Origin of the sequence: Telmatospirillum siberiense (assembly GCF_002845745.1) — a bacterium.
Classification (GTDB): domain Bacteria; phylum Pseudomonadota; class Alphaproteobacteria; order Rhodospirillales; family Magnetospirillaceae; genus Telmatospirillum; species Telmatospirillum siberiense.
Window position 1 is genome coordinate 42,259 of the sequence record NZ_PIUM01000023.1, and the last position, 20,542, is coordinate 62,800.

A 20,542-nucleotide genomic window follows, 5' to 3' on the forward strand; every position below is an offset into this window, starting at 1 on the left:
AAAACCACTCAGCGGTTGACCACCCGTCCCGGAATGCGCAGCACCAGGACGACGCCCAGCAGCATCAGCGCGGCCAGGATGTAGAGCGCCAGATCCGTGCTGTGCGTGGTGTCCTTGATCCAGCCGACGAGATAGGGGCTCAAGAAGCCGGCGCATTGGCCCAGCGAATTGATCAATGCCAAGCCGCCGGCCGCGGCCGAGGCGGTGAGGAAGCCGCCGGACAGCGGCCAGAACATGGGCAGCCCGGTCAGCGCCCCCATGGTCGCCAATGTCAATCCGATGGTGGCCACGGTCGTGCTGGAGGCGAAATTCGCGGCGATCAGCAATCCCACGACCCCCATCAGCATCGGCACCGCAAGATGCCAGCGACGCTCGCGTTTGGCATCGGCCGAACGGCCGACGATCACCATGAAGATGCTGGCCGCGAGATAGGGAATGGCGCTCAACCAGCCGATGGTCATCGGATTGGCGATGCCGCTTGATTTGATGATGGTCGGCAGCCAGAAGTTGATCGAATAGACGCCGCATTGAATGCAGAAATAGATGATCCCGAGAACCCAGACGCTGGGATTGCGCAGGACCCGCGCGAAGGAGTCCGAAACCGTGGCCGGGCGGTTCTTTTCATCGTCGATCAGGGCTTGCTTCAGGGCGTGGCGCTCGTTCTCGTTCAGCCATTTGGCCTGGTCGATGCCGTCGTTCAGCAGGAAGAACAGTCCGATGCCCAGCAGGATGGTCGGCAGTCCCTGCAGCAGATAAAGCCATTGCCATCCGGCCAATCCCCCCATGCCGGAGGCGAAGCTTTTCAGAATCCAGCCGGAGAACGGGCTGCCGATCAGGCCGGAAATGGGGATGGCCGACATGAACAGGGCGATGATCCGGCCCCGTTCGGCGGAGGGAAACCAAAGGGTGAAGTAAAGAATGATGCCGGGGAAGAAACCCGCCTCGGAAGCACCGGTGAGCAGGCGCAGGACGTAAAAGGACGTCGCCGAGGTGACGAACAGCAGGCAGGTCGAAAAGATGCCCCACAGGATCATGGTGACCGTCAGCCAGCGCCGCGCCCCCACCTTGTAGAGGGTAAGATTGCTGGGCACCCCGCAGAGGACATAGCCGATGAAAAAGATGCCGGCTCCCAGGCCGTAGACGGTTTCGCTCAGGTGGAGATCATCGAGCATCTGCAGCTTGGCGAAGCCGACATTCACCCGGTCGAGGTAATTGAAGAGATAGCAGATGAATAGAAACGGCAGCAGGTGAAGCGCGACTTTTTTATATGTTTTTCTCAGATCGACGGGATTTTCTGGCTCCAAAACCGTGGTGGCCGTCATTGTTTCCTCCTTCGCATCTTCCGGTATGCCTGCGGGATTCATTTATTATTGATCCCGGTATAGTGCATCGCGATATACCATTACGGTTTTATCCCGCTTTTGGTATGGGCACAATCGGCGTGTCCCGGAATGGAACGCGTGGAGGGAATCGATCAGAGATTGAGCGCCTGCATGCCTTGCGGCAGGTAGCGATCGCCCGCGGTGGCGCCGCGTGGAAAGGCTTCGTCGAGGCGTTGCAGATCATCCTCTGAAAGGGTGATGGACAAGGCGCCCAGATTTTCCTCCAACAGGGCGACCTGTTTGGTTCCCGGAATGGGGACGATATCCTTGCCTTGCGCCAGCACCCAGGCCAGGGCCAGTTGCGCGGCGGTGCAGCGGTGTTCCTTCGCCATGCTCCGCACGGTTTCGGCCAGACGCAGATTATGCGCGAAATTTTCCCCGGAAAAACGGGGATGATGGCGGCGCCAGTCGTTTTCCGGAATATCCTCGGGCCGGCGGAAACGTCCGGTGAGAAAACCGCGTCCGAGCGGGCTATAGGCTACGAATCCGATACCGAGTTCGCGGCAGGTGGAAAGGATTTCCGTTTCCGGATCGCGGCTCCACAGGGAATACTCGGTTTGCAGCGCGGCGATGGGATGGGTGGCCGCCGCCCGTCTGATCGTCGCCGGAGCCGCCTCGGACAGGCCGAGATGACGCACCTTGCCCTGACGGACCAGATCGGCCATGGCGCCGACGGTGTCCTCGATCGGCGTCTTGGGATCGACCCGATGCTGGTAGTAGAGATCGATGACGTCGATCCCCAGCCGCTGGAGGCTGGCGTCGCAGGCCTTGCGGACATAGTCCGGACGACCGTCAATCCCCAGGAATTCACCGTTGGGACCACGCACATTGCCGAATTTGGTGGCCAGCACCACCTGATCGCGGCGTCCCTTCAGGGCCCGTCCGACCAGGCGTTCGTTGTGGCCCCATCCGTACATATCGGCGGTGTCGAGCAGGGTGACGCCCAGATCGAGGGCACGATGGATGGTGGCGATGGATTGCTCCTCGCTGCCGCCGGCATAGAATTCCGACATCCCCATGCAACCAAGGCCCAGCGCCGAGACGGAAAGATCGGGAGCGAGGAGACGGTTGCGCAAGATGATGCTCCTTCTCGAATAAGGACTGGAGGCGAAAGTGGCGCCGGTTTGAGACGTCGCACCGTTCCGGCCCGTCTTCTGAAATGAAGCGGCCACTATGGCATATTTTTCGGCGTTTCGTTATCGGCCATGGGTCAGGGGCCGGGCAACGAATTCAGGGTAACAATCGTTTGGCGCCGCCAATTTCATTTGCCGGCACGACTCTCAAGAGTCGTCATGCCCGTGCCTGACACACGGCTGTCCGGCACAGATTTTGCCCTCAATATTTAGGAAAAATTGGGCCGAGTTTAACCACCAAAGGTCGTCATGCCCGTGCTTGAGACGGGCATCCACGTGCCCACTTCAAATGATGTCGGTCGATCTATGCAACCATGGATTGCCGGATCAAGTCCGGCAATGACGGTTTTTAGGTGTGATTACCACTCAAATAGAGGCCAGCACGATCCGTGCCGGACAGCCGTATGTTGCGCACGGCCATGACGCCGATGTCAAAGAAATCGAAACCTGAGTTCGGAGCCCCGGCCGCCTGTAGCGCTTCGATCCGCATCTGTGTTCATCGGTGTTTATCGGTTCTGATCTGTGTTTCCTTATGATCGATTCCGGCGAGTTATCCCGGGGCTAATCGGGCTGCTCCCGAAGGCTCGGTCCGGGGACCGGGCCTTGTCAAAATGGAGCACAGATGAACACCGATGAACACAGATAGGTGCAGATGTGGAGTGCACCCCATCCTGAGACAAGAAACTACAGACAGGGTTGATCTTGAGCCGCGGTGGTCTGGTGCCGGGGTAGTCGGTGACCCTGCTTTTCCTTGTTTCAAATTCAAGTGCCGCCGCCCCGGGCGGACATTCGTCCGCCCGGGGTTCTTCCTCTGACGCTTCGCCGCGCTTATCGCGCCAGGACCTGGGCGGCTTCCTTGGTTTTGGTCACCGCCTGGCTGACCTGTTGGATGGCCGCGGAAATTTCGTTGATGCTTCCGCTGATGGTGTCCACCGCCACCGACGTGCCCTGCATGCTCGACGACATGCTGCGGGTCACCGCGCTTTGTTCCTCGACCGCCCCGGCGGTGCCGGTGACATATTCGCGCACCGTGGCGATGGAGTGACGGATGTCGGTAAGCACCGAGACCACGTCGACGGAAGCCGCCTGCACCTTTTCGATTTCCTCGGAAATCTGTTCGGTGGCGCGGGCCGCCTGATTGGCCAGATGCTTGACTTCGTTGGCGACCACGGCAAATCCCTTGCCGGCCTCGCCGGCCCGGGCCGATTCGATGGTGGCGTTCAATGCCAGCAGATTGATCTGACCGGCGATGGTCTGGATCAACACCACCACGCCGCCCATGGCGGTCGCCGCGTCCTGGAGGCGCGAGGCCGACTGATCGGCCACCGAGGTCTGCTCGAAAACATGGTCCGTGGCGCCTTTGGACTTCGCCATGCTTTCCGAGATTTCCTTGATGGAGGCGTCAAGTTCCTCGGCGCTCGACGCCAGCATCTGGACATTGCCCGAAGTTTCGGACGCGGCGCGGACGGCTTCCGACGTCTGGTTGGATGAGCGGCCGAGAGCGCCGTCGATTTCTCCGAAATTGACGTCGATCAGCGTTTTCAGGCTGTCCAGCAGGGCGATCTGCCGGGTGATGTCGGTGGCGTATTTCACCACCTTGTACGGCTTGCCGTTGAGATCGAGGATGGGGTTGTAGGAGGCTTCGATCCACACCTCGCGGCCGCCCTTGCCGATGCGTTTGTATTGCGCGGCCTGATATTGCCCGCTGCGCAGTTTTTCCCAAAATTGCTTGTATTCGGCGCTGTTGCGATAGGCCGGCTCGACGAACATGGAGTGATGTTTGCCCTGGATTTCCGGTAGAGAATAGCCGAGCGCGTTCAGAAAGTTCTGGTTGGCCGTGATCACCGTGCCGTCGAGCTTGAATTCGATGACGGCCTGAGCCTTGCCGATGGCCTGGATCTGGCCCAGAAGGTCGGCGTATTTCAATTTATCCTCGGTGACGTCCGTGGCGTATTTCACCACTTTGAACGGCTTGCCGTCGGAGCCCATGATCGGATTGTAGGCGCCTTCGATCCACACCTCGCGGCCGCCCTTGGCGATGCGCTTGAATTGCGCCTTCTGGAATTGGCCACTACGCAACTTTTCCCAGAATTGCTTGTATTCTGGGCTGTCGCGGTAAGCCTGTTCGACGAACATCGAATGATGCTTGCCGCGGATTTCTTCCTGCCGGTAGCCCATCAGGGTCAGGAAATTGTCATTGGCGCGGATGATGGTGCCATCCATCTGAAATTCAATGACGGCCTGTGTCTTTTCCAAAGCCGCCAGCGTGCCTTCCATTTCGGAACAGCGGGCACCGGAAATAATTTTGAGCATCGAAAATACCTCAATGTCTGCGTCAAATTCGATTTCAGCCGGATGGCTTGATTCGCATACTGAGATATTCTGCCATGAATATAATGGCGTGCTATCCCCATTTTAGGACGTCTCTAATTTTTCGAGCCCTATGGCGTGATGCTGACGGCGGAGTGGATTACGTCGCAATCAATGCTTATATTGGATCGATGTTCGAGTTCAGCCATCTGCGCTGTTTCATTGTCCTGGCCGAGGAGCTGCACTTCCATCGCGCGGCCCAGCGGCTGAACATGACCCAGCCTCCGCTAAGCCGGCAGATCCAGCTTCTCGAACATGAGTTGGGAGTTTGTCTGCTGAGGCGTTCGAGCCGGCTGGTCGAACTTACCCCGGCCGGCAAGGCGTTTTATTTGGAAGCGCGCCGGCTGCTGCATATCGCCGAAAACGCCAAGGTCATCGCCCAGAGGATGGCGCGCGGCGAATCGGGGTTGGTCACCTTGGGTTTCACCGCGGCGTCGAGTTATGCCTTCCTGCCCCGGCTGGTCGCGCTGGCCAAGGAAAAGCTGCCCGAGATCGATCTGGTCTTGCGCGAAATGGTAACCCTTGACCAGATCGAGGCTCTGAACTCCGGACGGATCGATCTCGGTTTCTTGCGTCCGCCGCTCAATCGCTATGGAATTTCGGGGAAACGGATTCTGCGGGAACCATTGCTGCTCGCCGTGCCGCGCGATCATCCGCTGGCGGCGTGCGAGCAGCTTCGTCTCACCGATCTCGACCGTCAGCCGTTCATTACCTATTCCCCGGTCGAGGGGCGTTATTTCCACGATCTCCTGGCCGGACTGTTCCAGACCGCCGGCGTCGCCCCCAATTACGTCCAATACGCCATTCAGACACACTCCATCCTGGCGCTGGTCAATGCCGGCATCGGCCTCGCCGTGGTGCCGGAATCGGCCCGCAACCTGCATCCGGATGGCGTCGTTCTGCGCGATTTTCCGTCTGAGGCGAAGGCTTCCACCGAGCTTTTCCTGGCTTGGCGGGATGGCAATGAAAATCCCGCCGCTTCGGTACTGAGCGAACTCATCCTGCGGGAATTCGGCGGGGGCGGATCCTCCGCGAAATGAGAGCCGTTCGGTTCTCGCGTCAGCGATACCGAAAATGCATCGAACGATGCTTCCGACGACATGGACCTTGAGGCTTCCCAAAATTACCGTGGTGGCGGAATCAAGAATTCGACCAAGTCGAGTGGAAGCGTCATGACCGAAAAACCACACCCCGGAGTTGGTGCGTCGTCCGTCCACTGAGCCGAGAAAAGCTCGTGCGGCGGCGCCATGGCCTCATGTCCGGTCGGCGGGAGCGCCGGGCGGAGATCAAAGTGCGGTGTCGGCTTTTGCGTTGAAACCTTTCCACCACCCCGTCACGTCGTTTCAACAAGCTTTCGAAAGAGGACGCCATGAGCAAGGTTGGTTTTATCGGATTAGGCATCATGGGCACGCCGATGGCGGGTCACTTGCTGGCGGGCGGCCATGAATTGTTCGTCCATACGATCGGTCCGGTACCGGACATATTGGTCAAGGGTGGAGCCAAGGCCTGCGCCGACGGCAAGTCCGTGGCCGAGCAGGCCGAGATCGTGATCGTCATGGTCCCCGACACGCCGGACGTCGAGAAGGTCCTGTTCGGGGCGAAGGGGGTCGCCGAGGGACTGTCGAAGGGCAAGCTGGTGATCGACATGAGCTCGATCTCGCCGATCGAGACCAAGCAGTTCGCCGAGAAGATCAAGGCGCTGGGCGCCGACTATCTCGACGCGCCGGTGTCGGGCGGCGAGGTGGGCGCCAAGGCGGCGTCCCTGACCATCATGGTGGGCGGCAGCGACGCCGCCTTCGAACGGGCCCGTCCGCTTTTCGACCTGATGGGCAAGAACATCACCCTGGTCGGCGGCAACGGCGACGGTCAGACCTGCAAGGTCGCCAACCAGATCATCGTGGCGCTCACCATCGAGGCGGTCGGCGAAGCGCTGCTGCTGGCCGCCAAGGCTGGGGCCGATCCGGCCAAGGTGCGCCAGGCCCTGATGGGCGGCTTCGCTTCGTCGCGCATCCTGGAAGTGCATGGCGAACGCATGGTCAAACGGAATTTCGATCCCGGCTTCCGGATCGAACTGCATCAGAAGGATCTCAATCTGGCTTTGTCGACGGCCCGCAAGATCGGCCTGTCGCTTCCCAACACGGCGACCTGTCAGGAGCTTTTCAACGCCTGTTCCTCGCACGGCGGAAAGGCCTGGGATCATTCCGGCATGGTCCGAGCCCTGGAGATCATGGCCAACTTCGAGATCGGGCAGAAAGCCTGAAAGCAGGATGGACACGCGAAAATGAACACGACCTTACCCGTGAACCATTTCAAGCATGCGATCAAGAGCGGCCGGCTGCAAATCGGTCTGTGGTCAATCCTGTCGAACCATATGACGGTCGAGGTGATCGCCGGTGCCGGCTTCGATTGGCTGGTCCTCGACACCGAGCATGCTCCGAACGAGCTTCCCATGGTCATGTCGCAATTGCAGGCGGCGCAGGGGGGCACCGCCCATCCGGTGGTGCGCATTCCCTGGAACGACACGGTGGATATCAAGCGCTATCTCGATATCGGGGTGCAGACCCTGCTGATTCCGACCATCGAATCGGCGGCGGAGGCGAGGGCGGCGGTGGCCGCCACCCGCTATCCGCCGAAGGGTGTGCGCGGCTATTCGGCGGCGCCGCGCGCCGCGCTCTATGGCCGGGTGAAGAACTATCCGCAGATCTGCGAGGAGGAGATTTGCGTCCTTTTGCAGGTCGAGACCCGCAAGGGGCTCGACAACCTCGAGGAAATCGCCGCCGTCGAGGGTGTCGACGGCCTGTTCATCGGGCCCGGCGATCTCTCCGCCGCCTTGGGTCACGCCGGTAATCCGAAACATCCCGAGGTTCTGACCATTATTGACCAGACCATCGGGCGTATCCAGGCGGCCGGCCTGCCTGCCGGCATTCTGACCCCCGACGAGGCCCTGGCCCGTCATTATATCGAACTGGGATGCCTGTTCACCGCCGTCGGATCCGACCTCGGCTTGCTCGCTCGCGGTTCCGAGCAGTTGGTCCAGAAGTTCAAGAGCTGAAAGGAACCTTCAAATCGCCCCGGCATTGGTCCGCCGGGGCGTCGGCGGCCGCTGAAGCGGCCGCTCGTAAAATAAAAGGACCTTGGGATATCAGGAGGAAACATCGTGAAGACATCCAGGCTTGCGCTGGGTGCAGCTTGCCTTGCGGCTGCGCTTTTAGGCATGGGCGGACAGGTGCCGGCCATGGCTAAAACCTTCGTCTACGTTTCCAATGCCGAGGACGGCGACATCGACGGTTTCCTCTTGGACAAGGAAACCGGATCGCTTTCCTCCCTCGGTAAGACCTCGGCGGGCAAGGCGGTGATGCCGATGACCGTCAGCCCGGACAAGAAATTCCTTTATGCCTCCGTTCGGTCGAAACCGTTCAACGTGGTGACCTATGCCATCGATCCGTCGAGCGGCGCGCTCAGTCAAAAGGCGAGCGCGCCATTGCCCGACAGCATGGCCTACATTTCGATCGACGCTACGGGGCGGTTTCTTTTCACGGCGTCCTACGGCGGGGACAAGATCGCCGTAAACCCGATTGATGAAGCCGGACTTGCCCGCGCCGAGGCCATTCAGGTCGTTCCGACCGGCCACAACGCACATAGCATTCGTATCGACGCGTCCAATAAATTCGTCTATGCGACAAATCTCGGCAGCGACCAAATCCTGCAATTCCGTTTCGACGCGAAGACGGGAAAATTGTCGGAGAACAAGCCCGCCCTCATAAAAGAGCCCGAGGAAAACGGTCCTCGGCATATTATTTTTTCTCCGGATCAAAAAAACATCTATGTCAGCAATGAGCTGAGTGGAAATGTCTTTCAATTTTCCGTCAATAAAGCCAAGGGAACATTGAAAGCTGTCGGTGATACCGCCAGCATGCCCGCCGGGTCCGGCCTCGTTCCCGGGCTCTATCCCCAAGTGGCGGCAGCCAATGCCAAGTCCGGCATCAAGGACGACAAATCGCGGGTTTGGTCCGCCGATTTGAAGATCACGCCCAATGGCCGCTTTCTCTATGTGAGCGAAAGAACGAGAAGCAAGATCTCGTTACTCTCCGTGGCACCCGGAACGGGGCGGCTCACCTATGTGACCGAGTATCCGACGGAAACGCAGCCACGGGGGATCGGCATCGATCCAACCGGGACTTTTTTGATCGCATCCGGCGAGAAATCGGATCGCCTGGCGGTTTATCGGATCAATCAGACTACAGGGGAATTGACCCTGCTCGACCGCTATCCAGCCGGCAAGGGCGCCAACTGGGTCGAAATCGTCGATTTGCCGTAACTCGGAGCATGTTTCCGGCCGTCGTTCTCAAGGACGGCGGCCGGAAAACGGTTGTTTGCGGATAGCCCATCGGCCGGATTCATCCGGCTTGAGCTTTGATTCATGACATGCCACGCGCCTTAAAAGCGGGCCGGTGATCCGGCTCAATCTTCGGGGAGGACAGGTCCATGGACGTCACGCCGGGGTCAACACAGGAAAAGCGGACACATTTCCGCTATTACATCGTTCTTCTTCTCTTCGTCCTGACGGCCATCAATTATGCCGATCGGGCCACACTGGCCATCGCGGGACCCGTCGTTTCGAAGGATCTGGGGCTCGACGCGGCGCAGATGGGCATCATCTTTTCGGCCTTCGGCTGGGCCTATGTCATCGGGCAATTACCGGGCGGATGGCTGCTCGATCGTTTCGGCTCGAAAAACGTTTACGCTTTCAGCATTTTCCTCTGGTCGCTGTTCACCCTGTGCCAGGGAGCCGTCGGCTTTTTCACCGGCGGAGCGGCGATCGCCCTGTTGTTCGGCCTGCGTTTCCTGGTGGGACTGGCCGAAGCCCCGTCATTTCCCGGAAACAGCCGCGTCGTCGCCGCCTGGTTTCCCGGAAACGAACGGGCGACGGCATCGGCCATCTTCAATTCGGCACAGTATTTCGCCACGGTGATTTTCGCGCCCCTGATGGGCTGGATCACCCATGCCTTCGGCTGGCCCTGGGTTTTCGGCGTCATGGGGGGGCTGGGCATCGTCATGACCTTCGTCTGGCTGAAGATCATGCGAAGCCCGGTAAATCATCCGCGGGCCAACCAGGCCGAGGTCGATTACATCGCCGGCGGCGGCGGACTGGTCAATCTCGACCAGGGAAGGAAGGAAAAGGCGGCGGACGGCGGCCCGAAATGGGACTATATCCGCCAGCTTTTCGCCAGCCGCATGATGTCGGGCATCTTTCTCGGCCAATTCTGTATCAACGCCATTACCTATTTTTTCATCACCTGGTTTCCGGTCTACCTGGTCCAGGCTCGCGGCATGTCGATCCTGAAGGCCGGTTTCGTCGCTTCGCTGCCGGCGGTCTGTGGTTTCGCGGGCGGAATCCTGGGGGGCATCATGTCGGACTACATGCTGCGCCGGGGCTATTCCCTGTCCGCGGCGCGCAAGACTCCCATCGTCGCCGGCATGGTCCTGTCGATGACGATGATCGCCTGCAATTACACTGACCTTCAATGGCTGGTCGTCGCCCTGATGGCCCTGGCCTTTTTCGGCAAGGGGGTCGGCGCCCTGGGCTGGGCGGTCCTGTCCGATACGGCGCCCAAGCAGATCACCGGCCTTTCCGGCGGCGTCTTCAACATGTGCGGCAATCTGTCGTCGATTTCGACACCGATCATCATCGGCTTCATCATTCAGGAAACGGGATCCTTCAACGGCGCGCTGGTCTTCGTCGGCGCCAATGCCCTGGTCGCCGCTCTCAGCTATCTGGTGATCGTGGGCGAGGTCAAACGTATGGAACTGAAGGAATAGGCAGGGGAGGTCATTCATGTATCTCGGAGAACAACTGATCAGTCCCACCGACGAGAGGATGCGTCTGTCGGCGCAGCTCGGCGTTTCGGGAATTGTCATCGATACCCGGCCCAATTTCGCCATCCAGGGCGATGACGGCGCCTGGGACGCCGGCAAGGTCGCCGCCCTGCGGCGCTGGGTCGAGGGATTCGGCATGCGGCTTGAGGTCATGGCGCTCGATGTCGGGTCCGTCCTGCTCGACAGCCTGCGCCAGCCCGACCGTGCCCAGGCCATCGTCCGCAGATTGCGCAAAGACATCCAGGCCGCCGCGGACGGCGGTGTCGACACCTTGAAATATACCGTCGCCATGGTGGGCATCACCCGGACCGGCGTCACCGAGGGACGCGGCGGCATGAAATGCAGCACCTTCCGGGCCGCCGATTACAAGGCGGAGGCCGATGCCCGTTTTTCCTATTGGGGTGTCGTTCTTCCCGAGGATGGAACGAAGGGGGCGCAATCGCCCGTCGAGGCGAAGGGCGCCCCGGAAACCTGCGGCCAGGTGATGGCGTCGGAGGCCGGCGGCATCAGCGAGGCCGAAGGGTGGAAGGCCATCGAATATCTGGTCGGGGAACTGCTGCCTACGGCGGAAAAGGCCGGCGTGCGCCTGGCCTGCCATCCCCACGATCCGGCTTATCCGCCGGGCGGATTGAACGGCGTCCATCACGTTTTGGGATCGATCGGCGGCATGCGTCGCTTCATCGCCCTGGCGCCGGAAAGCAGGTCGCATGGCTTCAATTTCTGCCAGGGAACGGTGGCGGAAATGTCACCCAACCCCACGGAGGCGGTGCTTGAGGCGATCGGCGCCTTTGGTCCCGCCAGTGGCATCAACCGGATCTTCATGGTGCATTTCCGCAATATCAAGGGCGGCTACCTCGATTTTCGCGAAGCCATGCCGGACGAGGGGTCGGTCGACATGTTGAAATGCATCGCGGCTTATCGGGATGCCGGCTACGCCGGTATCCTTTGCCCCGATCACGTTCCCCTATCCGATGTCGATCCCGGCCGGGAACGCTTTTTCTCATTTTGTCTGGGCTATACCCGGGGACTGTTACAAGCGGCGGGGGTAAGGTCATAAAAGTAAAGCGTTATTCGAGAATATCCTTCAACGAGAACTGAGCGGTGAATGGTGTATTTCTTATTGGTATCTGGCGGTGAAACTAGACATGAGCCGCTTGTCTTCGCTGAAGGTCATGAGGGTTTGTTTGGGAATGGCATAGTGATTTTCGATCGTATTCGGAAATAGTCGAGGGGGAGACAAACATGAATGTGCGGGCCAAGATCTTGACGGGAAATCTGGCTATTGCCGTTCTTGCGGTCGGTGTTTCCATCTTCATCGCCTGGAGCGCCGTCTCCGATCTTCGTCAGCAGAATGCCGCGACCCGTTCCCTTAAGACGTTCGAATTATGTCTCCAGATCGGTGGTCTTTTGGCCTCGGAGCGGAGCGCCTGGGGCGGTGCGCTGGACAATGCCGCGCCCATGTCGGGCGATGTGGCGGCTGCGGTCGACAAGGCCGTGGCCACCACCGACGCGACTTTGACGGCGGCGCGGGAGGCGGCGTTGATCGCCGGTTTGTCGACGGCATCCATCGATTCCGCCATCTCGGTCTTCAAAAGCACGCGCGATCAGACCCGTCTGGATTTGCGGAAACCGAAGGCGGAGCGCTCCGCCAACGCCCTGGCGGCATCGGTCGATGGTATCTCGCGGGGGTTGGCCTTCATCGATACGGCGGTCGACGAATCCTTTCGCAGCACGACAAATGCCGGCCCCAATCTCTCCGGGCCGGCCAATCTGGCCCGGTTGGCCCAGGAATCCCGGAATGTAAACGGTGGCCGTTCGGCCTTGCTTGGCCTGTTCGTGCGCGGTCAGGCGTTTTCGCCCGACCGCGTCGTCGTTTCGACTGAACTGTCGGGCAAGGTGGCGCTGATTTGGCAAATGCAGATGCAGGCGGTGGCCAATCTCGGCAATCCCCCCAAGCTGGCCAAGGCGCTGGATCATGTCCGCAACACGGTGATGACCGAAGGCGAACAGCGGTATCGCGCGATTCTCGAGGCGGCGCGCAATGGACAGCCGTCGCCGATGCCCGACAGCGAATGGCGGACCTGGACGACGCCGATGTTGAACAACGGTTTGGTGATGCGCGACGCCGCGATCGCCACCGCCTACGACATCAACGGCGCCGCCATCGAAAATGCCTGGATTCGTCTTGGCGGTTCGTTGGCGGTCCTGTCGATGGTTTGTGTCGTCACGGCCAGCGTGATCATCGTTCTGCTTCGTCAGGTGATCCTCCGTCTGGGGCGGTTGACCGAGGCCGTGACCCGTTTGGCCGCCGATGATCTGGAGGTGGAGATCGACCGCTCCGAACGCGCCGACGAGGTCGAGGCGATGGCCAAGGCGTTGATCGTTTTGCGCGACAATGCCCGCCACATGCGCCAGGTGGCCGCCGAGGCGAGGCAGGCCCAGGAGCAGCGGTTGACGAGGGCCGAACGTCTGTCCGGCGAGGTGAGGCAATTCGAAACGGAAGCCGGCAAGGCGCTGGATGAGGTGTCAACCGGCGTCGAGGCCATGTGCGGAACCACGCAAAGCATGACGACCAGCGCATCGTCCACGATGGCGGATGCTCATGGCGTGGCCGAGGCGGCCAACAATGTCGGCATGGAAGTGCAGGCGCTGGCCGGAACTGCGGTGGAGCTCTCGGCTTCGATTGGGGAAATCGCCAGCCGCGTCGGCGACACGGCCGATCAGTCCCTCAGCGCTTCGGAAAATGTGAAACGCAGTTCCGAGCAGTTCGCCCTGCTGGCGGACTATGCCGCCAAGATCGGCGACGTGGTGGACCTGATCCGCGAGATCGCGGGGCAGACCAATCTTTTGGCCCTGAACGCCACCATCGAGGCGGCGCGCGCCGGCGAAGCGGGACAGGGGTTTTCGGTGGTGGCCGGCGAGGTGAAGGCGCTGGCCGTGCGGACCACTCAGGCGACCAAGGACGTTGGAGAGCAGATCGAGGCCATTCGTTTGGCCTCGGACAATGCCGTCGTTTCGATGGGAGAGATTGATGGCAGCATTTCCCGCATCACCACGCTGGCCGGCGACGTGGCGGCCTCGATCGAGCAGCAGCATGCGGCAACCGAGGAAATCAGCCGGCGCGTGCAATTCGCCGCCGACGGGGCGGAAAAAGGCGCCAAATTGGCTAAAAAATTGGCTGAAGCGGCCGCCCAGGCGAAAGACGAGGCCGCTCATGTGCAAACCTCCGCGCAAGCCATGGCCGGTGAGGTTCGTCAGTTTCACGATAAGGTGAACGCTTTCCTGGGGCAGGTGGCCACGCTGACGTGATGTGGCGGGCTCGGAATTGACCGTTTAAGGCGATTATGTTAGTGTGTACTCACTTACTTAATCGTGCGAGGCGGTCATGCGTTTGCGCAAAAGCGCGTTGGAGCGGCGCGAGGAGATCGTCGGGGCGGCTCTTGCCCTGATCGACCGGGGAGGGCCATCGGCGGCGACGACGACGGCCATCGCTGAGATCGTCGGGGTGAGCCAGGCCGCGATTTTCCGCCATTTTCCCAAGAGGGAGGAGATCCTTTTGGCGGTGGTCGATTGGATCGCCGGCCATGTGGCGCCGCGCCTGCGGGCCGCCGCCGATACCGCCGACACTCCGCTCGGCCGCCTGAACGCCGTACTCGACGTTCAGTTGCGCATCGTGCGCGATACCCCGGCCATGCCGGCGCTGCTGTTTTCCCGTGAGTTGCACAAGGACAACGAACGTCTGCGAAGCGCAGTCTATGGGCATATCGGGCGGATTCACGATCTTCTCGCCGAAATTCTGCGGGCCGGCACGGTGAGCGGGGTTTTCCGCGCCGGGCTCGACGTCGACCGCGCCGCTTTCATGATCATCGGTTTGCTACAGGGACTCGTGGTGCGCTGGTCCTTGACCGGTCGCCGCCTCGATTTGCTGGAGGAGGGGCACGCCATGTTCGAGATGTTGCTGAACGGCCTGCTGGCCGGCAAGGGGGAACCCCGATGAACCGGCCTTTCATATTCGTTGGCATGATTCTGGCGGTATCGGCGGCGGGCGCCTGGATCTGGCTGCATGACGCCAAGAGAACGGCCCCGCTGGTTTTGCAGGGCAATGTCGATGTGCGGCAGGCCGATCTGGCCTTCAAGGTAAGCGGGCGTATTCACCGTCTCGCGGTGGAGGAGGGGGATAAGGTGACGGCCGGCCAAGTCCTGGCCGAGTTGGAAACCGCCGACTTCGAGGCGGATCTCGCCCAGGTGCGGGGACAACTCGCCGTCGCCGAGGCCAATCTGGCCGAGTTGCTGCACGGCTCCCGGCCGGAGGAGATCGATCAGGCCCGCGCCCAGGTGAATGAAGGCGAATCGGCCCTCGTCAATGCCCGGCTGACCTTCCGGCGCCAGCAGGACCTTCTGAGAACGGGCAATACGCCACAGTCCGGTTATGATCAGGCCCTGGCGCAGCAGCAGCAGGCGGAGGCCCGCCTGGCCGGCGCCAAGGCGGCCCTGGCCCTGGCTATCCAGGGGCCGCGGACGGAGCGGATCGAGGCGGCGCGCGGGCAGGTGGCGCAAAGCCGCGCCGCTGTTGCCCTGGCCGAGCAGCATCTTTCCGATACGCGTCTGCTCGCGCCGGAGGATGGGGTGATCCTCTCGCGTGTGCGCGAACCAGGCACCATCGCCGCCGCCGGCGATGTGGTCTTCACCTCGGTTCTCACCCATCCCACCTGGATAAGAGCCTATGTCGCCGAACCCAGTCTGGAGCGGATTCACCCCGGCATGGCCGCCGCGGTAAGGACCGACGGGGGGAAGACCTTCAATGGACGGGTCGGCTATATCTCGCCCCTGGCCGAGTTCACTCCGAAAACCGTGCAGACGCCCGAACAGCGCGCCGAGTTGGTCTATCGGCTGCGCGTCGTCGTCGATCAGGCCGACGAGTCCCTGCGCCAGGGCATGCCGGTCAGCGTGTCTTTTCCCGAAACGGCCGGTAAATAGGGGCGTCGGCGATGGAACCGCTCATCCACATTGATGGGGTGAGCAAGGTCTTCGGCGCTCAGCCGGCGATCGACAGCCTGTCCGTCGTCTTCGAGGCGGGGCGGCTGAACGGGTTGGTCGGGCCGGACGGTGCCGGAAAAACCACCCTGATTCGTCTTTTGGCCGGGCTGCTGAAGCCCTCGGCCGGGCGATTGCGGGTCGCCGGTTTCGATCCGGTCGCCGAACCCGCCGGCCTGCGCGACGTCGTCGCTTATATGCCGCAGCGCTTCGGTCTTTATGAAGACCTGACGGTGATGGAGAACCTGGTCCTCTATGCCGATATCCGGGGTGTCGTCGGTACCGAACGGCGCCAAACCTTCGAACGCCTGTTGTCCTTCACTGATCTGGCCCGTTTCAGCGAACGCCTGGCCGGACGTCTGTCCGGCGGGATGAAACAGAAATTGGGCCTGGCCTGCGCCCTGGTGAAGGTGCCCAAGGTTCTGCTGCTCGACGAGCCCAGCGTCGGCGTCGATCCCATTTCGCGGCGCGAGCTGTGGCGAATGGCCGCCGATCTGGTCGGGCAGGGCATCGGGGTGATCTGGAGCACGGCCTATCTGGACGAGGCCGAACGCTGCGACCATGTCCTGCTGCTCAATCAGGGGAAGTCGCTGTTTTCCGGTCCGCCAGGGGACCTGACCGCCGAAATTTCCGGCCGCAGCTTTCTGGTGCGGGGCCTGGGTTCCGAACGGCGTCAGGTGCTTCAACGGGCGCTCAAACATCCCTCGGTGATCGACGGGATCGTTCAGGGCGCCAATTTGCGGCTGGTTCTGGCGGAAGGGGCGCCTCCACCCACTCCCGCCGAACTGGGGGCGCCGCCGACGGCATCGCTGGATCCGACGCCGCCTCGTTTCGAAGATGCCTTCGTCGCCCGTTTGGGAAAGAGGCAAACCGGCGATTCGCCCTATGCCGCACGCGAAGCGCTGGGCACCGCCGGCGAGGTGACCGTCGAGGCCAAGGGCCTGACCAAACGGTTCGGGTCTTTCACCGCCGCCTCGGAGATCAGTTTCGCCATCAAGGGCGGCGAGATTTTCGGTCTTTTGGGACCGAATGGCGCCGGCAAATCGACCACCTTCAAAATGCTTTGCGGTCTGCTGAAGCCGTCCGGCGGAATCGCCCGCGTCTCGGGCTTCGATCTGATGAGCGCCGCGTCGCAGGCGCGCGGCCGGATCGGCTACATGGCCCAGAAATTTTCGCTCTACGGCGATCTGTCGGTGCGCCAGAATCTTGACTTTTTCGCGGGAATCTACGGCTTGGCGAAAGGGGGCGTCCCGGTGATCGCGAAGATGGTCGAGGCTTTCGGCCTTGGCCCCTATATCGAGGTCAATGCCGGCGCCTTGCCGCTCGGCTTCAAGCAGCGCCTGGCGCTGGCCTGCGCCACCATGCACGATCCGGCGGTGCTGTTCCTGGACGAGCCGACCTCGGGCGTCGATCCGCTGACGCGGCGCGAATTCTGGGGCCATATCAACGCCCTGGTCGGTCGCGGCGTGACCGTCGTGGTGACCACCCATTTCATGGACGAGGCGGAATATTGCGATCGCATCGGTCTGGTCTATCAGGGCCGGCTGATCGCCGAAGGCTCACCGGATCGTTTGAAGGCCCGGAGCAGGACGGGGGCCTGTCCCGATCCGACGCTGGAGGATGCTTTCATCGGCCTGGTCGAAAGCGTGGAGCGCAATGGGAGGGGGCATGACGCCACGTGACCGCCTGCGCCGTTTGACGGCGCTGGTCAGAAAGGAAACCTTGCAGATCGGACGCGATCCCAGCAGCTTGTTGATCGCCGTGGTGCTGCCTTTGCTGCTGCTGTTCCTGTTCGGCTATGGGGTGAGTTTCGATCTGCGCCGATCGCCGATCTGTCTGGTGGTCGAACAGCAGAGCGCGGCGGCCTCGGAGCTTACGGCCTCTTTTCTGGCATCCCGGTTTTTCAGCGTGCAGGGCGCCGTGACGACCAGGGACTGTCAGGAGGATCTGGTCGCCGGACGGGTCAATGCGGTGGTGGTCATTCCGTCGGATTTCGCCAACCGCCTCTATGCCCGCGATCCGGCGCCGATGCAAATTCTGGTCGACGGCAGCGATCCCAATACGGCGGGCCTGATGGCCAATTACATCAGCGGCACCTGGCAGACCTGGCAGGCCATCGAGGCCGACAGTCGCGGGCGCGGCGTCGCCCCCAGGCTGGGGGTGACGGCCCGCTATCGCTACAATCCGGAAAAGGAAAGCCGGAACTTCCTCTTGCCGGGTCTGGTCGCGGTGATCATGACCCTGATCGGCACCATGCTGACCGCCCTGGTGGTCTCGCGCGAATGGGAGCGCGGTACCATGGAGGCGATGATGGCGACGCCGCTTTCGGTGTTCGAACTGCTGCTGGGCAAGCTGATCCCCTATTATCTGCTGGGGATGGCGGCGCTTGGCGTGACCACCACCATCGCCGTCTGGCTGTTCGACGTGCCCTTCCGGGGATCCGTTCTCGTTCTCGTCGCCGTCAGCACGGTGTTTCTGCTGACCACGCTGGGCCAGGGCTTGTTGATCTCCACTCTCGCCAAGAATCAGTTCGTCGCCACCCAGGCGGCGCTGTTTTCGGCTTTTCTTCCCGGTTTCCTGCTCTCCGGCCTGGTTTACGAGATCCCCAGCATGCCCTGGCCGATCCGTCTGTTCACCTATGTGGTTCCGGCCCGCTATTTTGTTCCCAGCATGCAGACCATGTTCCTGGCCGGCGACGTGCCGGGCGTGCTGGTGCCCAACAGTCTGGCCCTGCTGGTCATCGCGACGGTGCTGTTTGCCGTCGTCGCCAAAAAGACGCCGAAACGGCTGGATGGGTAGTCGGACATGTGGCAACGCATCAGAAGCCTGATCATCAAGGAACTGTGGGCGGTGTGGCGCGACCCCAAAGGCCGGGCCATGCTGATCATTCCGCCGATCATCCAGATGGTGCTGTTCAGCTTTGCCGCCACGCTGGAAGTGAAAAACGTCGAGATCGCCGTGCTCAACCGCGACATGGGGGGGCATTCGATCGAATTGATGCAGCGATTGGCCGGCGCCAAGGATTTGGTGAGGCGGGTCGTGGTGATGCATGACGAAGAGGAGGCCACGGCCGCTCTGGCGGCCCAGGACGTGCTGATGGTGGTGCGGTTCGGTGCCGATTTTTCCCGCGATATCGGCGCGCGACGGCCGGCATCGGTGGACATCCTGCTCGACGGACGGCGTTCCAACGCCGCGCAAATTCTGGAGGGTTACGTCGAATCGATCGTCGATCAATATCAGGGCGAACTGCCCGGCGCCGCCCGAGGTCAGCAGCCGACCCTGGTGACGCGCGCTTTCTTCAATCCCAATCTTGAAAGTGCCTGGAACACGGTGCCCTGCCTGACAGCCATCCTGACCATGCTGGTCGGTCTGGTGGTCACCGGGCTTTCCGTGGCCCGCGAACGGGAACTCGGCACCTTCGAACAGCTGCTGGTCTCACCGGCGCGTCCGGGCGAGATCATCGTCGGCAAGACGGTGCCCGGCCTGCTGATCGGTCTCATCGAGGGCAGTCTGATCATCGGTTTCGCCCACTTCGTTTTCGCCGTGCCGCTGGGGGGATCCCTCTGGCTGCTCTATCTCAGCATGACGGTTTATCTGGCGGCGGTGATCGGTGTCGGATTGTTCATCTCCTCGCTGGTCGCCACCCAGCAGCAGGCCATGTTGGGCGCCTTCACCTTCGTCGCCCCCGCCATCCTGTTGTCGGGATTCGCCACGCCGATCGCCAACATGCCCGATTGGCTGCAACTGGTGACGCTGATCGATCCGGCCCGCTATTTCATCGTCATCATCCGGGGGGTGTTCCTCAAGGATATGCCGGCCGGATTGGTGCTCGACAATCTTTGGCCGATGGTCGTTATCGCCGTTTTCACCCTGGCTACCGCATCCTGGCTGTTTCGTCGCCGGTTGCAATAAAATGCTGATATTCCATAAATTTTAAGATCATTTACATCTCTGGTCGGATGCTGTTCGGAAAATTGTCTACTACTCACGGAAAATACCTACGTAATAAATTAATATCATGTGACATGTATTTTATTAAATAAGTATTTACCGATGCTATGAAAAATATTTAATAAATTATAATGTGGAAATCGAGATATTTTATTATCTCACAATTTAAGGGAATGCACATGATGCGTCTAAATAATTCCTCTCTCATGAGTGGGGCGCCCACCGTTTTCGAACGGTTTCGCCTCTGCTCTCTGGCTATCGGTTTTGCCGGTGCCTCCCTCCTGACCGCTTGCGCCAGCGACAATTCGTTACTCCAAGGCGCGGATGCTCGGTCGGCCGCCAATAAGGGGAACTGGGCTTCGGAGGTCAGTAACGCCGAGAAAGCCTCGGCGACCAATCCAACCGTCGTGAACCAGTTCAATCTCGCCACGGGCTATCAAAATACGGGCCAGAATGACAAGGCGATAGCTCTCTATCAGGACCTCGTCACCAAGGGGCAATATACCTCGGTGAATCCGGGCCGGAACGACGATGGTACCCCGGTAGCCGCCGCCGACAGAAATATTGCGGACGAATCGGCCCGCCGTATAGAGCTGATCATGGGGCGTCCGTCCGATGTCGTTGAATACCCTGAAATGGACCGGTAATGAGTGCGAAACGCGAACCGATTGGCCAATCTTGCCATTATTGACCGTCCGATTGGGCGCGACCGGAGCGTTGCATCGGAAGAGAGTATCGTCGTCCGCCGATCGTAAGCCGTTGACGCCTTCCGTTTCGCCATTGCCTGGAAATAGT

At 61.0% G+C, this 20,542-nt stretch carries 17 protein-coding genes; 13 read left to right on the forward strand and 4 right to left on the reverse strand.

The genetic code is table 11. The features are described from left to right. Window positions 1–8: 8 nt before the first annotated feature. The 4 genes from CWS72_RS18030 to CWS72_RS18040 form a co-directional block, all read right to left on the reverse strand. On the reverse strand, window positions 9–1,322 hold the full coding sequence (locus CWS72_RS18030) for an MFS transporter (RefSeq protein WP_101252027.1): 1,314 nt from the start codon (window positions 1,320–1,322) through the stop codon (window positions 9–11). A 152-nt stretch (window positions 1,323–1,474) separates the two neighbouring features. Then, a complete protein-coding gene (locus tag CWS72_RS18035; RefSeq protein ID WP_274540609.1) occupies window positions 1,475–2,458 on the reverse strand; it encodes an aldo/keto reductase in 984 nt (327 codons plus the stop codon). Between the two features lie 406 nt (window positions 2,459–2,864). Continuing rightward, on the reverse strand, window positions 2,865–3,005 hold the full coding sequence (locus CWS72_RS27885; protein ID WP_158240707.1) for a hypothetical protein: 141 nt from the start codon (window positions 3,003–3,005) through the stop codon (window positions 2,865–2,867). Between the two features lie 338 nt (window positions 3,006–3,343). After that, window positions 3,344–4,828: a methyl-accepting chemotaxis protein gene (locus CWS72_RS18040; RefSeq protein WP_101252028.1), complete on the reverse strand. Its 1,485-nt coding sequence runs from the start codon at window positions 4,826–4,828 to the stop codon at window positions 3,344–3,346. A gap of 188 nt (window positions 4,829–5,016) precedes the next feature. Here CWS72_RS18040 and CWS72_RS18045 point away from each other — a divergent pair, with 188 nt between their 5' ends. From CWS72_RS18045 to CWS72_RS18105, 13 genes are all read left to right on the forward strand, one after another. Continuing rightward, complete coding sequence (locus tag CWS72_RS18045; RefSeq protein WP_101252084.1) at window positions 5,017–5,925, forward strand: LysR family transcriptional regulator; 909 nt, start codon at window positions 5,017–5,019, stop codon at window positions 5,923–5,925. A 329-nt stretch (window positions 5,926–6,254) separates the two neighbouring features. Next, window positions 6,255–7,145: a 2-hydroxy-3-oxopropionate reductase gene (glxR, locus tag CWS72_RS18050; RefSeq protein WP_101252029.1), complete on the forward strand. Its 891-nt coding sequence runs from the start codon at window positions 6,255–6,257 to the stop codon at window positions 7,143–7,145. Window positions 7,146–7,166: 21 nt separating this feature from the next. After that, complete coding sequence (locus CWS72_RS18055) at window positions 7,167–7,937, forward strand: aldolase/citrate lyase family protein (protein ID WP_101252030.1); 771 nt, start codon at window positions 7,167–7,169, stop codon at window positions 7,935–7,937. 183 nt (window positions 7,938–8,120) lie between these two features. Next, window positions 8,121–9,203, forward strand: coding sequence for a lactonase family protein (locus tag CWS72_RS18060; RefSeq protein WP_241911802.1), 1,083 nt, complete (start codon window positions 8,121–8,123; stop codon window positions 9,201–9,203). A 167-nt stretch (window positions 9,204–9,370) separates the two neighbouring features. Further along, a complete protein-coding gene (locus CWS72_RS18065) occupies window positions 9,371–10,705 on the forward strand; it encodes an MFS transporter (protein ID WP_101252032.1) in 1,335 nt (444 codons plus the stop codon). A 16-nt stretch (window positions 10,706–10,721) separates the two neighbouring features. Beyond that, a complete protein-coding gene (locus tag CWS72_RS18070; protein ID WP_101252033.1) occupies window positions 10,722–11,819 on the forward strand; it encodes a mannonate dehydratase in 1,098 nt (365 codons plus the stop codon). A 185-nt stretch (window positions 11,820–12,004) separates the two neighbouring features. Continuing rightward, window positions 12,005–14,071 carry a methyl-accepting chemotaxis protein gene (locus CWS72_RS18075; RefSeq protein ID WP_101252034.1) on the forward strand — a complete coding sequence of 689 codons (2,067 nt, stop codon included), beginning with the start codon at window positions 12,005–12,007 and terminating at the stop codon, window positions 14,069–14,071. Window positions 14,072–14,147: 76 nt separating this feature from the next. Further along, entirely contained in the window at window positions 14,148–14,759 is a 612-nt protein-coding gene (locus tag CWS72_RS18080) for a TetR/AcrR family transcriptional regulator (protein WP_101252035.1), read from the forward strand. Beyond that, the gene (locus tag CWS72_RS18085) at window positions 14,756–15,739 is read left to right on the forward strand and encodes an HlyD family secretion protein (protein WP_101252036.1); all 984 of its coding nucleotides are present in this window, start codon (window positions 14,756–14,758) and stop codon (window positions 15,737–15,739) included. The genes CWS72_RS18080 and CWS72_RS18085 overlap by 4 nt, the downstream gene beginning before the upstream one ends. An 11-nt stretch (window positions 15,740–15,750) precedes the next feature. After that, window positions 15,751–17,478, forward strand: a complete 1,728-nt coding sequence (locus CWS72_RS18090) for an ATP-binding cassette domain-containing protein (protein ID WP_101252037.1) — start codon at window positions 15,751–15,753, stop codon at window positions 17,476–17,478. Continuing rightward, a complete protein-coding gene (locus CWS72_RS18095) occupies window positions 17,465–18,595 on the forward strand; it encodes an ABC transporter permease (RefSeq protein WP_199175776.1) in 1,131 nt (376 codons plus the stop codon). The genes CWS72_RS18090 and CWS72_RS18095 overlap by 14 nt, the downstream gene beginning before the upstream one ends. Before the next feature lie 6 nt (window positions 18,596–18,601). After that, window positions 18,602–19,708, forward strand: coding sequence for an ABC transporter permease (locus CWS72_RS18100; protein ID WP_101252038.1), 1,107 nt, complete (start codon window positions 18,602–18,604; stop codon window positions 19,706–19,708). A 218-nt stretch (window positions 19,709–19,926) separates the two neighbouring features. Next, window positions 19,927–20,394, forward strand: a complete 468-nt coding sequence (locus CWS72_RS18105; RefSeq protein ID WP_146002798.1) for a hypothetical protein — start codon at window positions 19,927–19,929, stop codon at window positions 20,392–20,394. Window positions 20,395–20,542: the final 148 nt, after the last annotated feature.

Bases quoted from the DNA above. Each gene is read 5' to 3' on its own strand.
- CWS72_RS18090 (WP_101252037.1), top strand. From the start codon at position 15,751: ATGGAACCGCTCATCCACATTGATGGGGTGAGCAAGGTCTTCGGCGCT.
- CWS72_RS18045 (WP_101252084.1), top strand. From the start codon at position 5,017: ATGTTCGAGTTCAGCCATCTGCGCTGTTTCATTGTCCTGGCCGAGGAG.
- CWS72_RS18065 (WP_101252032.1), top strand. From the start codon at position 9,371: ATGGACGTCACGCCGGGGTCAACACAGGAAAAGCGGACACATTTCCGC.
- CWS72_RS18095 (WP_199175776.1), top strand. From the start codon at position 17,465: ATGACGCCACGTGACCGCCTGCGCCGTTTGACGGCGCTGGTCAGAAAG.
- CWS72_RS27885 (WP_158240707.1), bottom strand. From the start codon at position 3,005: ATGCGGATCGAAGCGCTACAGGCGGCCGGGGCTCCGAACTCAGGTTTC.
- CWS72_RS18100 (WP_101252038.1), top strand. From the start codon at position 18,602: ATGTGGCAACGCATCAGAAGCCTGATCATCAAGGAACTGTGGGCGGTG.
- CWS72_RS18085 (WP_101252036.1), top strand. From the start codon at position 14,756: ATGAACCGGCCTTTCATATTCGTTGGCATGATTCTGGCGGTATCGGCG.
- CWS72_RS18040 (WP_101252028.1), bottom strand. From the start codon at position 4,828: ATGCTCAAAATTATTTCCGGTGCCCGCTGTTCCGAAATGGAAGGCACG.
- CWS72_RS18105 (WP_146002798.1), top strand. From the start codon at position 19,927: ATGATGCGTCTAAATAATTCCTCTCTCATGAGTGGGGCGCCCACCGTT.
- CWS72_RS18030 (WP_101252027.1), bottom strand. From the start codon at position 1,322: ATGACGGCCACCACGGTTTTGGAGCCAGAAAATCCCGTCGATCTGAGA.
- CWS72_RS18060 (WP_241911802.1), top strand. From the start codon at position 8,121: ATGGCTAAAACCTTCGTCTACGTTTCCAATGCCGAGGACGGCGACATC.
- CWS72_RS18070 (WP_101252033.1), top strand. From the start codon at position 10,722: ATGTATCTCGGAGAACAACTGATCAGTCCCACCGACGAGAGGATGCGT.
- glxR (WP_101252029.1), top strand. From the start codon at position 6,255: ATGAGCAAGGTTGGTTTTATCGGATTAGGCATCATGGGCACGCCGATG.
- CWS72_RS18075 (WP_101252034.1), top strand. From the start codon at position 12,005: ATGAATGTGCGGGCCAAGATCTTGACGGGAAATCTGGCTATTGCCGTT.
- CWS72_RS18080 (WP_101252035.1), top strand. From the start codon at position 14,148: ATGCGTTTGCGCAAAAGCGCGTTGGAGCGGCGCGAGGAGATCGTCGGG.
- CWS72_RS18055 (WP_101252030.1), top strand. From the start codon at position 7,167: ATGAACACGACCTTACCCGTGAACCATTTCAAGCATGCGATCAAGAGC.